At 74.0% G+C, this 14,220-nt stretch carries 16 protein-coding genes; all 16 read right to left on the bottom strand.

All coding sequences use genetic code 11. The annotated features are described in order from the left end of the window. Nucleotides 1-15: 15 nt before the first annotated feature. The 16 genes from K5O09_RS04955 to prfA all read right to left on the bottom strand — a co-directional run bounded on the left by K5O09_RS04955 (nucleotide 16) and on the right by prfA (nucleotide 14,149). A complete protein-coding gene (locus K5O09_RS04955) occupies nucleotides 16-1,326 on the bottom strand; it encodes an N-acetylglucosamine-6-phosphate deacetylase (RefSeq protein WP_222172602.1) in 1,311 nt (436 codons plus the stop codon). 10 nt (nucleotides 1,327-1,336) lie between these two features. Continuing rightward, on the bottom strand, nucleotides 1,337-2,032 hold the full coding sequence (nucS, locus tag K5O09_RS04950) for an endonuclease NucS (RefSeq protein WP_222171705.1): 696 nt from the start codon (nucleotides 2,030-2,032) through the stop codon (nucleotides 1,337-1,339). A 25-nt stretch (nucleotides 2,033-2,057) separates the two neighbouring features. Then, a complete protein-coding gene (locus K5O09_RS04945; protein ID WP_222171704.1) occupies nucleotides 2,058-2,483 on the bottom strand; it encodes a DUF2550 domain-containing protein in 426 nt (141 codons plus the stop codon). Between the two features lie 11 nt (nucleotides 2,484-2,494). Beyond that, the gene (locus K5O09_RS04940) at nucleotides 2,495-2,776 is read right to left on the bottom strand and encodes a F0F1 ATP synthase subunit epsilon (protein ID WP_222171703.1); all 282 of its coding nucleotides are present in this window, start codon (nucleotides 2,774-2,776) and stop codon (nucleotides 2,495-2,497) included. A 56-nt stretch (nucleotides 2,777-2,832) separates the two neighbouring features. Continuing rightward, on the bottom strand, nucleotides 2,833-4,317 hold the full coding sequence (atpD, locus tag K5O09_RS04935) for a F0F1 ATP synthase subunit beta (RefSeq protein ID WP_222171702.1): 1,485 nt from the start codon (nucleotides 4,315-4,317) through the stop codon (nucleotides 2,833-2,835). A 71-nt stretch (nucleotides 4,318-4,388) separates the two neighbouring features. After that, complete coding sequence (locus K5O09_RS04930) at nucleotides 4,389-5,285, bottom strand: F0F1 ATP synthase subunit gamma (RefSeq protein ID WP_222171701.1); 897 nt, start codon at nucleotides 5,283-5,285, stop codon at nucleotides 4,389-4,391. Nucleotides 5,286-5,288: 3 nt separating this feature from the next. Continuing rightward, nucleotides 5,289-6,917, bottom strand: coding sequence for a F0F1 ATP synthase subunit alpha (gene atpA, locus K5O09_RS04925; RefSeq protein WP_222171700.1), 1,629 nt, complete (start codon nucleotides 6,915-6,917; stop codon nucleotides 5,289-5,291). Nucleotides 6,918-6,991: 74 nt separating this feature from the next. Next, entirely contained in the window at nucleotides 6,992-7,804 is an 813-nt protein-coding gene (locus K5O09_RS04920) for a F0F1 ATP synthase subunit delta (RefSeq protein WP_222171699.1), read from the bottom strand. Continuing rightward, on the bottom strand, nucleotides 7,804-8,388 hold the full coding sequence (locus K5O09_RS04915) for a F0F1 ATP synthase subunit B (RefSeq protein WP_222171698.1): 585 nt from the start codon (nucleotides 8,386-8,388) through the stop codon (nucleotides 7,804-7,806). Before K5O09_RS04915 ends, K5O09_RS04920 begins: the two co-directional genes overlap by 1 nt. Further along, the gene (atpE, locus tag K5O09_RS04910; RefSeq protein WP_283321017.1) at nucleotides 8,385-8,639 is read right to left on the bottom strand and encodes an ATP synthase F0 subunit C; all 255 of its coding nucleotides are present in this window, start codon (nucleotides 8,637-8,639) and stop codon (nucleotides 8,385-8,387) included. Before atpE ends, K5O09_RS04915 begins: the two co-directional genes overlap by 4 nt. A gap of 90 nt (nucleotides 8,640-8,729) precedes the next feature. Then, entirely contained in the window at nucleotides 8,730-9,521 is a 792-nt protein-coding gene (gene atpB, locus K5O09_RS04905; protein ID WP_222172601.1) for a F0F1 ATP synthase subunit A, read from the bottom strand. A 114-nt stretch (nucleotides 9,522-9,635) separates the two neighbouring features. Continuing rightward, entirely contained in the window at nucleotides 9,636-10,139 is a 504-nt protein-coding gene (locus K5O09_RS04900) for a hypothetical protein (protein WP_222171697.1), read from the bottom strand. Continuing rightward, the gene (locus K5O09_RS04895; RefSeq protein ID WP_222171696.1) at nucleotides 10,136-11,458 is read right to left on the bottom strand and encodes an MraY family glycosyltransferase; all 1,323 of its coding nucleotides are present in this window, start codon (nucleotides 11,456-11,458) and stop codon (nucleotides 10,136-10,138) included. Before K5O09_RS04895 ends, K5O09_RS04900 begins: the two co-directional genes overlap by 4 nt. Beyond that, nucleotides 11,455-12,108 carry an L-threonylcarbamoyladenylate synthase gene (locus tag K5O09_RS04890; RefSeq protein WP_222171695.1) on the bottom strand — a complete coding sequence of 218 codons (654 nt, stop codon included), beginning with the start codon at nucleotides 12,106-12,108 and terminating at the stop codon, nucleotides 11,455-11,457. The genes K5O09_RS04895 and K5O09_RS04890 overlap by 4 nt, the downstream gene beginning before the upstream one ends. Continuing rightward, complete coding sequence (prmC, locus tag K5O09_RS04885) at nucleotides 12,105-13,061, bottom strand: peptide chain release factor N(5)-glutamine methyltransferase (protein ID WP_222171694.1); 957 nt, start codon at nucleotides 13,059-13,061, stop codon at nucleotides 12,105-12,107. Before prmC ends, K5O09_RS04890 begins: the two co-directional genes overlap by 4 nt. Continuing rightward, nucleotides 13,058-14,149 (bottom strand): peptide chain release factor 1, encoded by a 1,092-nt coding sequence (gene prfA, locus K5O09_RS04880; RefSeq protein ID WP_222171693.1) that lies wholly within the window; start codon nucleotides 14,147-14,149, stop codon nucleotides 13,058-13,060. Before prfA ends, prmC begins: the two co-directional genes overlap by 4 nt. Nucleotides 14,150-14,220: the final 71 nt, after the last annotated feature.

The raw sequence follows: 14,220 nt of genomic DNA, 5'->3' as shown, positions 1-14,220 counted from the left end.
CGTACCGCTGCCGGGTCACACCTCGACGAGCGCCCCGCCGCGGTAGACCGCCACGCACGCGAGGTCGCCGTCCGTCACGACGACGTCCCCGCGCCGGCCGACGGCCAGCGCGCCGAGGTCCGGCCGCCCCAGCACCTCGGCGGGCGTCGCGGACGCCGACCGCACGGCAGCGACGAGGCCGACACCCGCGGACACGACGCTGCGCACGACGTCCAGCAGGTGCGCGGTGCCGCCGGCGATGGCGCCGGCCGTGCCGTCCTCGTTGCGCAGCCGCGCGACGCCCTCGCCGACGCGCACTGCCATCGGCCCGAGCTCGTAGTCGCCGTCCGCCATGCCGGTCGCGGCCATCGCGTCGGTCACCAGCGCGATCGATCCCGGGCCGACGAGGTCGAAGACCGCCCGCACCGTGCCGTCGGCCAGGTGGGTGCCGTCGGCGACGAGCTCGACCACGAGCTCGCCCCGGGCCGCCGCCGCGAGGCAGGCCGCGACCGGTCCCGGGTCGCGGTGGTGCAGGGGGCGCATGCCGTTGAACAGGTGCGTCGCCGTCGGCCGGGCCGACCGTCCGGTCGCTGCTCCCCCGCCGGCCGCAGCGGACCGGCGTCCGCCGCCGAGCAGCGCCCGGGCGCGAGCGACCGCCGCGTCGACCTGCTCGGCGGACGCGTCCGTGTGGCCCACCGACGGCACCGCGCCCGCGCGCACCAGCGCCGCGAGCACGTCGTCGGCCGGCTCCCCGTCGTCGCCGCGTCCGTGGCCGTCCGCGACGCCCGGCACCTCGGGCGCGACGGTCATCGTCACGAGGTGGCCGCGGGCCGCCGCCGCGAGGTCCGTCACCAGGGCGGGGTCGCCCGCGAGCATGTCGTCCGGGTTCTGGGCGCCGCAGCGCGCGGCGGACAGGAACGGCCCCTCGGCGTGGATGCCTACGAGGTCCCCGGACTCCACCAGGTCGGCCAGCAGCGCCGCGCGCTCCAGCAGCACGTCGCGGGGCGCGGTCACGAGCGACGCGACCAGGCTCGTCGTGCCGTGGCGCAGGTGCTCGCGCGCCGCGACGAGGGCCTCCTCGCGCGTCGTCGCGTCCGGGAAGCTGGACCCGCCGCCGCCGTGGTCGTGCACGTCGACCAGCCCCGGCAGCAGCGTCGTCCCCGGTGCCGGCACCGGCGGCAGCTCGTCCGCCCACGCCCCCGGGACCTGCGCGGCGGGACCGACCCACGCGATCGAGCCGCCGGACAGGACGACCACGCCGTCCGGCAGGACCTCCTGGGGAGTCACCACCTCCCCGCGCAGGACGACGTCGACGGGGGCGGTCTCAGCGGTGGTCACGACCCCCATCATGGCGCACTCAGAACAGGCGGGAGTCCACGTCGTCGACACCGCGCATCGCGTCGTAGTCGAGCACGAGGCAGGCGATGCCCCGGTCGGTCGCGAGCACCCGCGCCTGCGGCTTGATCTCCTGCGCCGCGAACACCCCGCGCACCGGCGCGAGCAGCGGGTCCCGGTTCAGCAGCTCCAGGTAGCGCGTGAGCTGCTCGACGCCGTCGATGTCGCCGCGGCGCTTGATCTCCACGGCCACGGTCGACCCCGACGCGTCCCGCGCGAGGATGTCGACCGGCCCGATCGCCGTCGGGAACTCCCGCCGCACCAGCGTGTGGCCGGCGCCCAGCACCTCGATCTGCGCGGCCATGAGCTCCTGCAGGTGCGCCTCCACGCCGTCCTTCACGAGGCCGGGGTCGACGCCCAGGTCGTGCTCCGAGTCGTGCAGCACGTCGTGCACCTCGATCACCAGGCGGTCGTCGCTCTTGGTGTGCTGCACGGTCCACACCTGCCGCACCCCGCGCTCGGCGGCCTCGCCGGCGGCGTCCTCGGTGCGCAGCGTGCACGGCGGGCTCATCCAGTTCAGCGGCTTGTACGAGCCGCCGTCGGAGTGCAGCAGCACCGACCCGTCGGCCTTGACCACCACCAGCCGGGTCGCCAGCGGCAGGTGGGCGTTCAGCCGCCCGCTGTACCGGGCGGAGCAGCGCGCGACGAGCAGGCGCATGGGGGACGTCCTTCGGTGCTGTGCGTCAGATGACGTGGTGCGGCACGGGCGGCGCGGCCTCGAGCCACGAGGTGAGGCCCGCGTAGGCCTCGGGGGTCATGAGCAGCTCCACCTCGGGGCGCGGGCCCGGTCCGGACCCGACCCGGCAGCGCACGAGGTACGCCCCGCCCGGGGACGCCGGGTCCGCCGCGGTGCGCTCGACGACCTCGATGCCGCCCCGCGGCCAGACGTGCTCCGGGCGCGGCGCGAGCGACTGCAGCCGCCACCAGTAGAGGTGCCGGGCGCCGTAGTGGGCGATGCCGCGGGTCCAGCGGCCCCGCACCCGCAGCGAGCAGCGGAACGATCCGACCCGCCGGGTCAGGGAGTGCCACCGCGACAGCCCGAGCCCGAGCACGACGAACGCCGCGAGGACGACGAGCAGCGCGACGAGGGCGACCTGGGTCCCGCTCACCGCCCGGCCCGTCAGCGCGCGGAGGCGCCGGAGGCCACCGCCTCGGCCGCGTCGACCACGACCGTGACCTGGTCGGCGTCCACGGACAGGAAGCCGCCCTCGACCGTCCACCGGTGGACGGTGCCCCCGGTCTCGGTCACCCGGACCTCCCCGCGCCGGAGCACGGAGAGGACCGGGGTGTGCCCGGCCAGGATGCCGATCTCGCCGTCCGAGGCGGGGGCGCTGACGATGCGCGCCTCACCGGACCAGATGGTGCCGTCGGTGTCGACGAGGTCGACCTCGAGGTGGGCCATGGGACGAGAACCTCCGGGGTGGGGACGAGGGCGGGGTGGAGCGGCGGGCGCCTGGGTCAGACGCCGTACTCCTTCTGGATGCGGGCCCAGTTGCGCTCGAGGTCCTCGAGGCCGCCGATGTTGAAGAACGCCTGCTCGGCGATGTGGTCGAACTCGCCGTCCGCGATCTTCTTGAACGCCTCGACCGTCTCGGACACCGGGACCGTCGAGCCGACGACGCCGGTGAACTTCTCGGCCATGTAGGTGTTCTGGGAGAGGAACTGCTGGATGCGGCGCGCCCGCGCCACGACCGTCTTGTCCTCCTCCGACAGCTCGTCGACGCCGAGGATCGCGATGATGTCCTGGAGCTCCTTGTTGCGCTGCAGGATCGACTTCACGCGGGTCGCGACGTCGTAGTGCTCCTGGCCCACGTAGCGCGGGTCGAGGATGCGGGACGTCGACGCCAGCGGGTCCACCGCGGGGTACAGACCGCGGGACGCGATCTCGCGGGAGAGCTCCGTGGTCGCGTCGAGGTGCGCGAACGTCGTGGCCGGGGCCGGGTCGGTGTAGTCGTCGGCCGGCACGTAGATCGCCTGCAGCGAGGTGATCGAGTGGCCGCGCGTCGAGGTGATGCGCTCCTGCAGGAGGCCCATCTCGTCGGCGAGGTTCGGCTGGTAGCCCACCGCGGACGGCATGCGGCCGAGCAGCGTCGACACCTCGGAGCCGGCCTGCGTGAACCGGAAGATGTTGTCGATGAACAGCAGCACGTCCTGCTTCTGCACGTCGCGGAAGTACTCCGCCATCGTCAGGGCGGACAGGGCGACGCGCAGACGCGTGCCCGGCGGCTCGTCCATCTGGCCGAAGACGAGGGCGGTCTTGTCGAAGACGCCCGCCTCCTCCATCTCGACGATCAGGTCGTTGCCCTCACGGGTGCGCTCGCCGACACCGGCGAACACCGACACACCGCCGTGGTCCTGCGCGACGCGCTGGATCATCTCCTGGATGAGGACGGTCTTGCCGACGCCGGCGCCGCCGAACAGGCCGATCTTCCCGCCGAGCACGTACGGGGTGAGCAGGTCGATGACCTTGATGCCGGTCTCGAACATCTGCGTCTTCGACTCGAGCTGGTCGAAGGCCGGGGGCTTGCGGTGGATCGGCCAGCGCTCCGTGACCTCGAACGTCTCGCCCTCGGCCAGGTTGAGCACCTCACCGGTCACGTTGAACACGTGGCCCTTGGTGATGTCGCCGACCGGCACGCTGATCGGGGAGCCGGTGTCCGTCACCAGCGCCCCGCGGACCAGGCCGTCGGTCGGCTTCAGGGCGATGGCGCGCACGAGCGAGTCGCCGAGGTGCTGCGCGACCTCGAGCGTCATCGTGAAGCCGCCGCTGGCCTCGCCCTCGCCCTGACCGGACAGGTCGATCTCGACGGTCAGCGCGTTGTAGATGTCCGGGATCTGGTCCGCGGGGAACTCGATGTCCACGACGGGCCCGATCACACGGGCGACGCGGCCCACGCCCGGCGTAGCCGTGGTGTCCTTCGCGTCGACGGTGGTCGCGGTCATGTCTGCCTGCCTTCGGTCGTCCGCCGGTGTCCGGCGGGCTGGTTCGGGTCGTGCTCGTGCTGCGGGCGGGGTCAGGAGGCGAGCGCGTCGGCGCCCGACACGATCTCGCTGATCTCCTGGGTGATCTCGGCCTGGCGGGCCTGGTTCGCCAGCCGCGTGTAGGTGCGGATGAGGTCCTCGGCGTTCTCCGTCGCGGTGTGCATCGCGCGCTGCCGGGCGGCGAGCTCGGACGCCGCGGCCTGCAGGAGGCACGCGAAGATCCGGGTGCGCACGTACCGCGGCAGCAGCGCGTCCAGCACCTGGTCGGGGTCCGGCTCGAACTCGTACAGCGGCAGCGCACCCTGCTCGCCGGCGGGCGCGACGCCCTCGACGACCTCCAGCGGGAGCATCCGGATGACCTGGGGGCGCTGGCTCACCATGTTGACGAACTGCGTCGACACGATGTGCAGCTCCCCCACGCCGCCGTCCTCGGGCGCCGCGGCGAAGGCCTCGAGCAGCGTGCTCGCGATCTCCTCGGCGAGGTCGGACGTCGGGGCGTCGGACTGCCCGGTCCAGACGCCCGCGAGCTCGCGGTGCCGGAACCGGTAGTACGACTCGGCGCGGCGGCCGCTGACGTACAGCGCGACCTCCTTGCCCTCCTCCTGCTCCAGGCGCTCGACCAGCCGCTCCGTCTCGCGGATCACGGACGCCGAGTAGGCGCCCGCCATGCCGCGGTCCGACGCGATGAGCAGCACGGCCACCCGGTTGGTGTCGTGCCGCTCCGCGAGCAGCGGGTGCCGCACGTCGGAGTGGGTCGCCACGGCCGACACCGCCCGCGTGATGGCGCGGGCGTACGGGGACGCCGCCGCCATGCGGTCGCGGGCGCGCCCGATCCGCGAGGCCGCGATCAGCTCCTGCGCGCGGAACATCTTCTTCAGCGACTGCGTGGACCTGATCCGGGCCCGGTAGATCCGCTGCTGGCCGGCCATGCGTCAGGCCTTCTTCTGGCGGACGATCTGCTCCTGCTCGACCGGGGTCTCCTCCTCGGGCTCCTCGGCACCGACGAGCGGGGTGCCGTCGGCCTTGAGGAACCCGTGGCGGAACTCGTCGACCGCGGCCGCGAGCTTCTCCTCCAGGTCGTCACCGAGCTTGCCGGTCTCCGCGATGGAGGTCAGCACGTCGGTGTTGCGGCGCAGGTGGTCCAGCAGCTCCGACTCGAAGCGGCGCACGTCCGGCACCGGCACGTCGTCGAGCTTGCCCTTGGTGCCCGCCCAGATCGACGCCACCTGGTCCTCGACCGGGAACGGCGAGTACTGCGGCTGCTTGAGCAGCTCCATGAGGCGGGCGCCCCGGGTCAGCTGCGCGCGGGACGCGGCGTCCAGGTCGGAGGCGAACATCGCGAACGCCTCGAGCGACCGGTACTGCGCCAGGTCCAGCTTCAGCGTGCCGGAGACCTGCTTCATCGCCTTGACCTGCGCGGCACCGCCGACGCGGGACACCGAGATGCCGACGTCCACGGCGGGACGCTGGTCCGCGTTGAACAGGTCCGACTGCAGGAAGATCTGCCCGTCGGTGATGGAGATGACGTTGGTCGGGATGTACGCCGAGACGTCGTTCGCCTTCGTCTCGATGAACGGCAGACCGGTCATCGAGCCGCCCCCGAGCTCGTCGGAGAGCTTCGCGCAGCGCTCCAGCAGGCGGGAGTGCAGGTAGAACACGTCACCCGGGTAGGCCTCGCGGCCCGGCGGGCGGCGCAGCAGCAGGGACACGGCGCGGTACGCCTCGGCCTGCTTCGACAGGTCGTCGAACACGATGAGGACGTGCTTCCCGCCGTACATCCAGTGCTGGCCGATGGCCGAGCCGGTGTAGGGCGCCAGGTACTTGAAGCCCGCCGGGTCGGACGCGGGGGCGGCGACGATCGTCGTGTACTCGAGCGCGCCGGCCTCCTCGAGCGCGCCGCGCACCGCGGCGATCGTCGAGCCCTTCTGGCCGATCGCGACGTAGATGCAGCGGACCTGCTGGTTCGGGTCGCCCGACTCCCAGTTGGCCTTCTGGTTGATGATCGTGTCGATCGCGATCGCCGTCTTGCCCGTCTGGCGGTCGCCGATGACGAGCTGCCGCTGGCCGCGGCCGATCGGGATCATCGAGTCGATCGCCTTGATGCCGGTCTGCAGCGGCTCGTGCACGGACTTGCGGGCCATGACGCCCGGGGCCTGCAGCTCGAGGGCGCGGCGGCCCTCCGCGGCGATCTCGCCGAGGCCGTCGATCGGCTGACCCAGCGGGTCCACGACCCGGCCCAGGTAGTCGTCGCCGACGGGCACGGACAGCACCTCGCCGGTCCGGCGGACCTCCTGGCCCTCCTCGATGCCGGTGAACTCACCGAGCACGATGACGCCGATCTCCCGGACGTCGAGGTTCAGGGCCAGGCCCAGCGTGCCGTCCTCGAAGCGCAGCAGCTCGTTGGCCATCGCGCCGGGCAGGCCCTCGACCTGCGCGATACCGTCGCCGGCGAGGGTGACGCGGCCGACCTCCTCGGACGCGGCGCCGCTGGGCTCGTACGTCGTGACGAAGCTGTCCAGCGCGGCGCGGATGTCCTCCGGCCGGATCTGCAGCTCGCTCATGGCATCTCTCCTGTCGTGTCGCACGCTCGCCGCGTGCGCTCCCACGTGGTTCCGGGTCGGGCTCGCAGAGCCCGTCAGCTGGCCAGTCGTCGTCGGGCGTCCGCCAGCCGTGCGAGCACGGTCGCGTCGATCACCTCGGGGCCGACCTGCACGCGCAGGCCGCCCAGGACGTGCGGGTCCACCTGGACCTGCACCTGCATCTCGCGGCCGTAGGCCCGGCCGAGGATCTCCGCGAGCCGGCGCTGCTGACCGCCGTCCAGCTCGGCCGCGCTGACGACCGTCGCGACCGTGCGGCGGCGCCGCTCCGCGATGAGGTCGGTCAGGTGCCCGAGCGTGGCGACGTACCGGCGGCCGCGCGGCGCGACGGCCGCCCGGCGGGCCAGCACCCGCGTCGCGGGCGCGCCCTGCCCGCCCAGCAGGCGGTCGACGAGCTCCCCGCGGGCCTCGGCGTGCACCGAGTCCGCGTACAGGAGCCGGCGCACCTCGCGCTGGCCGGCGAGCGCCCGGCCGAGCCGGAACAGCTCGTCCTGGACCTGCTCGATCGTGCCGTCGGCCTCCGCCGAGGCGAGCACCGCCGCGAAGGCCAGGTGCTCGACGGCGTCCGCCAGGTCCTCCTCGGCGGACCAGCGCGCCCGCACCAGCCCCTGCGCGGCCTCGACCACGCGCGGGTCGGCACCGGTGAGCAGCCGCGCGGCCAGCGCGGCCTTGCGGTCCGCGGCGGCCGACGGGTCGGTGAGGGTGCGCCGCAGCGAGCCGGACGAGTCCAGCGCGTCCACCAGCGCGAACAGCTGCTCGCCGAGCAGCCGCCCCTCGGCGCCGGTCTCACGCAGCACCGGCTCGAACCGGCCCTCCGCGGCGACCAGCGACGCCCGGCTCGTCCCTCGCATCAGCTCCCCTTACCCGCGGTGGCCGTGGTCTGCGCGTCCAGCTCGTCCAGGAACCGCTCGACGACGCGCGAGCGGCGCGCCTCGTCCGCGAGCGACTCTCCGACGATCTTCGACGCGAGCTCGGTGGCCAGCGCGCCGACGTCGGCGCGCAGCGAGACGGCGGCCTGCTGGCGCTCCGCCTCGATCTGGCGCTGGGCCGTCTCGGTCACCCGGGCGGCCTCGGCGGTCGCCTTCTGACGGGCCTCGGCCACGATCTGGCCGGCCTCGGCGCGCGCCTCCTCGCGGATGCGGGCGGCCTCCGTCCGGGCCTCCTGGAGCTGCTGCTCGTACTCGGCCTTGGCCGCGGCAGCCTCCTCCTGGGCGTGGGCCGCCTGGGCGAGCCCGCCCTCGATCTTCTCCGTGCGCTCGTCGAGCACCGCCGTGAACTTCGGCAGCACGAGCTTGTAGAAGACGACCGCGATGACGACCAGGATGACGAAGGACCACAGGAGGTCGTACGAGGCCGGGACCAGCAGCCGCCAGCCCTCGACCTCCTCGGTCTCCGCGGCCAGGACGCTCGCCGCGGTGAGCGCGGCGGTGCTCACGAGAAGAGGAAGCCGGTGATCAGGCCGAGGAGACCGAGCACCTCGACGAAGCCGATGCCGATGAACATCGTGGTCCGGAGCTGGCCGGCGACCTCGGGCTGGCGGGCCATGCCCTCGACCGTCTTGCCGATGAGGATGCCGAGGCCGATGCCCGGGCCGAGGACCGCGAGGCCGTAGCCCACGGTCGCGATGTTGCCGGAGACGGCGTTCTCGGCCGCAAGGATGACGCTGGGGTCCGCGAGAAGAGACACGCTTGCTCGTTCCTTCCGTTTGGCCGCCGACCGGTCGGTCGGCGGTCGTTCAGTGCCGGGGGGTCCGTGACCGCCCGGGGTCGTGCAGGGTCAGTGCTCGTCCTCGATCGACTGGCTGAGGTAGACGGCCGTGAGGACGACGAAGATGTAGGCCTGCAGCGCCGCGACGAACACCTCGAACAGGGTGATCGCGAAGCCGCCGGCCAGGGTGAGCGCCCCGAAGGGCTTCAGGCCGCCGCTGGCCTCGAACAGCAGGAACTGCGTGGCCGAGAAGCACAGCACGAGCATGAGGTGACCGGCGACCATGTTGGCCATGAGCCGGATCGCCAGCGTGAGGGGCCGCAGGACGAACACCTGCAGGAACTCCACGGGCGTCAGCAGCACGTAGAGGAACGGCGGGACGCCCGGCGGGAACAGGCTGTTCTTGAGGAACCCGCCGACGCCGTGGGCCTTCACGCCGGCCCCGAGGTACATGACGTACACCCAGAGCGCGAGCATGACCGGCAGGCCGATCAGGGACGTCCCGGCGATGTTCAGCCCGGGGATCACACCGGTGATGTTGAACGCGAAGATCGCGAAGAAGATCGTCGTCAGGAGTGCGACGTACTTGCCGGCCTTCTCCTTGCCGATGATGTCCTCGGCGACGTTGACGCGCACGAAGTCGAGGAGGAACTCGGCCATGTTCTGGCCGCGGCGCGGGACGAGCCGCGCCCGCCGGGCCGCGATCACCATGAGGGTCAGCAGCACCGCGACGGCGACGAAGCGGACCAGCTGGAGCCGGTTGATCTCGAAGACGGTGCCCTCGAACCAGATGGCCGGCGGGAAGAACTCGGCGATCGACGGCTTGTGGAACCCGGACTCGCCTTCGGCAGCGAGCGGCAGGATCGTCGCAAGGCTGGACAGAGCAGTCTCCTGTAGGTCGAAGGCGCCGGCGGTCGATCCCAGGTATGGGTCACTCCGCCGGGACCCGGCCGTCGTGGGTGGTTCGGGGGAAGCCTAGCCCATCGTCGGGCTGTCGCCGTCCGGCTCGTCCCGATTCGGGACCTTCGACCCAGAACCCGTGGGTGACACGTACGGCACCCTGCCCCGCTGCACCGCGCGGTAGTCGAGCAGGGCCGACCCGATGACGGCCACGGCGACGACCACGGCGAGCACGTAGCGGTCGTAGAAGTCCATGCCGCGCAGCACCGCGAGCACGACCACGACCACCGCGAGCTTGCCCAGCCAGGTGCCCATGATGACGGCCATCATCTTCCCGGGCGCCGTGTGGGAGGTCCGCAGCATGGACAGCGTCGTGGTGCCGGAGAACACGAGCGCGATCGCGGCGCCGACGAGGGCGCCCCAGACGCCCGGCGCCCCCGCGACGAGCCAGCCGATGCCGACGCCGAGCACGGCGACGCCCGCCACCAGCACCACCATGTCGCGCAGGGCGCGGCGGAAGACGGCCGCCACCTCCGGGCTGTCGCCCCGGGGGGTCGTCTCGGGCGTGGGGTCGGTCATCGGTCCGTCCTCGGGTCGGTGTCGGTCGCGCTGGACAAGGAGGCGTGCAGGGCCACGGGCGGGCCGCCGGCGGCGTCCGGGGCGGGGTGCCAGGCGTGCCGGCGGGCGTCCGCGGCGTGCCGCGCGGGAGGCGCCACCCCGTGCGGTGCGGAGGCTGCCGTGCCGGGCTCCCCCGGTCCGGGGCGGGCGGGGCCGGGCGGCGCCACCCCCGGGCCGCCGGCGGGACCGGAGCCGCTGTGTCCCCGCAGCGGTCCCAGGGTGAGGGCGAGCGCCACGAGCACGCCAGCGCCCAGCCCGGTGAGCACCGCGGTGGTCGAGAACCACACCAGGGCCACCGCCGCGCCGGTGAACAGCGCCGTCCACACGTAGAGGATGATCACCGCACGCCGGTGCGAGTGCCCGATCGCCAGCATCCGGTGGTGCAGGTGCATGCGGTCCGGGTGGAACGGCGACTTGCCCGTGCCGACCCGCCGCACGACGGCCAGCCCCATGTCGAGCAGCGGCAGCAGCAGGACGGCCAGGGGCAGCAGGATCGGCAGGAACGCCGGGAACGACTGCCGCGGCAGCGCGATGGCCGGGTCGATCTGCCCCGTGACCCGGATGCCCGCCGCGGCGATCACCAGGCCGATCAGCATCGACCCCGAGTCGCCCATGAAGATGCGCGCCGGGTGGAAGTTGTGGGGCAGGAACCCGACGCACGCGCCCACCAGCAGGGCGACGATCAGCGTCGCGAGGCTCGAGTAGTCGCCCGGGCTGGCCTCGCGCGTGAGCTGGTAGGAGTAGACGAAGAACCCGGCACCGCCGATCGCGATCAGCCCCGCCGCCAGGCCGTCGAGCCCGTCGACGAAGTTCACCGCGTTCATGGCGACGACGACCGTCAGCACCGTCAGGCCGAGCCAGATCCGGTCCGAGCCGAGCACGACGCCGTCGATCGGGAGCTGGTAGAGCTGCACGCCCTGCGAGGCCATCACGAACGCCGCGAGGACCTGGCCGACCAGCTTGGTCATCCAGTCGAGGTCCCAGATGTCGTCCGCGACGCCGAGCGCGCACACGATCGTCGCGGCCGCCGCGATGCCGATGATCGGCCGCGGGTTCTCGAACACGGCGTCGAGGAACGGCAGCCGGCTCGCCATCGCCAGACCCACCAGGATCCCCGCCCACATCGCGAGCCCGCCGAGCCGCGGCGTCGGGATGGAGTGCACGTCACGCGTCCGCACCGCCGTGATGGCGCCCCACCGCAGGGCGCACCACCGCGCCACCGGCGTCAGCAGGTACGTGGCCGCTGCGGCGATCAGCAGGAGCAGGAGGTACGCCCTCACCGGCCGGGTCCACCCACCACGGGTGCGACCTCGCGGAGGCGCTCGAGGGAGAGGGCGCCCTCGCGGACGACCCGCAGCTCGTCGCCGGTGGCGTCGACGATCGTCGAGGCGACCTGACCGGGCGTGCGTCCGCCGTCGAGGTACGTCTGCACGCGGTCGCCGAGCTGCGAGACCGCCTCGGCGACCTCCAGGGCCGACGGCTGCCCGGTGCGGTTCGCGCTCGACACCGCCATCGGGCCGGTGCGGCGCAGCAGGGCCAGCGCGACCGGGTGGTCCGGCACCCGCAGGGCGACCGTGCCGTGCGTGTCCCCGAGGTCCCAGGCCAGCGACGGCTGCGCCACCAGGATGATCGTCAGCCCGCCGGGCCAGAACGCCTCGGCGAGGTCGCGGGCGGCCGGCGGGACGCCCATCGCCAGCCCGTCGAGCGTCCGCGCGTCCGGCATCAGCACCGGGGGCGGCATCTGCCGGCCACGGCCCTTCGCCGCGAGCAGCGCCGCGACCGCGGGAGGCGTGAACGCGTCCGCACCGATCCCGTACACGGTGTCCGTCGGCAGCACGACCAGCCCGCCGCGCTCGACCGTGTGCACGGCGGCGTCGAGGGCGGGCCCCCAGGTCGCGGGGTCGGTGGCGTCCAGGGCGTGGGCAGTCACGGCTGCGAGTCTCCCACGCCGGCCCTGGCGCCCGGAGGCGGCTCGCCCGGCTCCCCCGGTCCGGGCGCCGGGCCGCGGCGGCGGGCCACGAGCATCCGGGGTCGGCCGGTCAGGTCGGGCAGCGTCGCGATCGCCTCGAACGCGCCGGTCGCCTCGGCGTCCGCCCGGGACGCGGCGTCCTGCACCTCGGCGTGCTCCATGACCAGCAACCCGCCCGGCGCCAGCAGCCGCGTGGCCGCGGCCAGGACCGCGCGCGGGACGTCCAGGCCGTCCGCGCCGCCGCCGTACAGCGCCAGGTCGGGGTCGTGGTCCCGGACCTCCGGGTCCACCGGCACGGCGTCCGGCGGGATGTACGGCGGGTTGGAGACGACGACGTCGACGGTGCCGTCGAGCTCCGCCAGCAGCGCCGGGTCCCGCACGTCGCCGAGCTCCACGCGCATCGAGCCGGAGCCGGACGCCCCGTGGTTGTGCCGCGTCAGGGCCACGGCCTCCGGCGACGCGTCGACGGCCACCACCCGGGCACCGGGCACCTCGGTGTCGACCGACAGCGCGATGCCGCCCGCGCCGCAGCAGAGGTCGACCACCAGCGGCGACCGCCCCTCCGCCGCGAGGCGCGCGGCCTCGTCGACCGCGACCTGCGCGACGGTCTCGGTCTCCGGCCGCGGCACGAACACGCCCGGCTCCACCCGCAGGCTCAGGTAGCGGAACACCGTCGACCCGACGATGTGCTGCAGCGGCTCGCGGCGCCGGCGGCGGTCGACCAGGGCGGCGTACTCCTCGGTGAACCCCTCCGGCGCGGGCGGGGCCATGACGAGGTCCAGCCGCGGCAGCCCCAGGGCGTACGCCGCCAGCGCCACCGCGTCGTGCCGTGGCGACCCGACGCCGGCGTCCGCGAGCACGCGCGTCGCACCCTCGACGAGCGCGCGGACCGTCGGCGCCGCGGCCTCGGTCACGACTCCCCCGCAGCGGCCAGGCGCGCGGCCTCGTCGGCGTCGACGGCCGACTGCACGACCGGGCCGAGGTCGCCGTCGAGCACCGCGTCCAGGTTGTACGCCTTGTAGCCGGTGCGGTGGTCCGCGATCCGGTTCTCCGGGAAGTTGTACGTCCGGATCCGCTCGGAGCGGTCGACCGTGCGGACCTGGGAGCGCCGGGCCGCGCTCGCCGCCGCGGCGGCCTCCTCCTGGCGCGCCGCGAGCAGCCGCGCCCGCAGCACCCGCATCGCCTGCTCGCGGTTCTGCAGCTGCGACTTCTCGTTCTGCATCGACACGACGATGCCGGTGGGGACGTGGGTGATCCGCACCGCCGAGTCGGTGGTGTTCACCGACTGGCCGCCCGGGCCGGACGACCGGTACACGTCGATGCGCAGGTCGTTCGGGTCGATCTCGACCTCGCCCTCGTCCTCCACCTCCGGGAAGACCAGGACGCCCGCCGCCGACGTGTGGATCCGGCCCTGGGACTCCGTGACCGGCACGCGCTGCACCCGGTGCACGCCGCCCTCGTACTTGAGGCTCGCCCACACGCCGTCCGCCGGGTCCGTGACCGCGCCGCGCGCCTTGATCGCGACCTGCACGTCCTTGTAGCCGCCCAGGTCCGACTCGGTGGACTCGAGCGTCTCGGTCCGCCAGCCGCGCCGCTCGGCGTACCGCAGGTACATGCGCAGCAGGTCCCCGGCGAACAGCGCCGACTCCTCGCCGCCCTCGCCCGCCTTGATCTCCAGGATCGCGTCGCGGGCGTCGTCCGGGTCCCGCGGGACCAGCACCCGCCGCAGCCGCTCGGCGGCCTCCGCCTCCGTCGCGGCCAGCGCGGGCAGCTCCGCCGCGAACGCGTCATCCGACTCCGCCAGCTCGCGCGCGTCCGCGAGGTCCTCGGCCGCCGCGCGCCAGGCGGCGTGGGCCTGCGCGACCCGGCCGAGCTCGGCGTACCGGCGCCCCAGCCGGCGGGCCAGCGCCTGGTCGGCGTGCACCGCCGGGTCGGCGAGCTGCTGCTCGATGCTCGCGTGCTCGTCGAGCAGCGGGCGCGCCGCCGCGAACGGGTCGGTCATGGGCGGGGAACCTCCGGGAGGTGCGGGCGCGGGCCCGGCGCGGCCGGGACGGCGGCGGGCGCACACCGTCC

This window comes from Cellulomonas sp. C5510 (assembly GCF_019797765.1).
Taxonomy (GTDB): domain Bacteria; phylum Actinomycetota; class Actinomycetes; order Actinomycetales; family Cellulomonadaceae; genus Cellulomonas.
This window is presented reverse-complemented; position numbering and strand designations above follow the sequence as displayed.

Coding starts and splice junctions, on each gene's coding strand:
- K5O09_RS04955 (WP_222172602.1), bottom strand. CDS start 1,326: ATGGGGGTCGTGACCACCGCTGAGACCGCCCCCGTCGACGTCGTCCTG.
- nucS (WP_222171705.1), bottom strand. CDS start 2,032: ATGCGCCTGCTCGTCGCGCGCTGCTCCGCCCGGTACAGCGGGCGGCTG.
- K5O09_RS04940 (WP_222171703.1), bottom strand. CDS start 2,776: ATGGCCCACCTCGAGGTCGACCTCGTCGACACCGACGGCACCATCTGG.
- atpD (WP_222171702.1), bottom strand. CDS start 4,317: ATGACCGCGACCACCGTCGACGCGAAGGACACCACGGCTACGCCGGGC.
- K5O09_RS04930 (WP_222171701.1), bottom strand. CDS start 5,285: ATGGCCGGCCAGCAGCGGATCTACCGGGCCCGGATCAGGTCCACGCAG.
- atpA (WP_222171700.1), bottom strand. CDS start 6,917: ATGAGCGAGCTGCAGATCCGGCCGGAGGACATCCGCGCCGCGCTGGAC.
- K5O09_RS04920 (WP_222171699.1), bottom strand. CDS start 7,804: ATGCGAGGGACGAGCCGGGCGTCGCTGGTCGCCGCGGAGGGCCGGTTC.
- K5O09_RS04900 (WP_222171697.1), bottom strand. CDS start 10,139: ATGACCGACCCCACGCCCGAGACGACCCCCCGGGGCGACAGCCCGGAG.
- prfA (WP_222171693.1), bottom strand. CDS start 14,149: ATGACCGACCCGTTCGCGGCGGCGCGCCCGCTGCTCGACGAGCACGCG.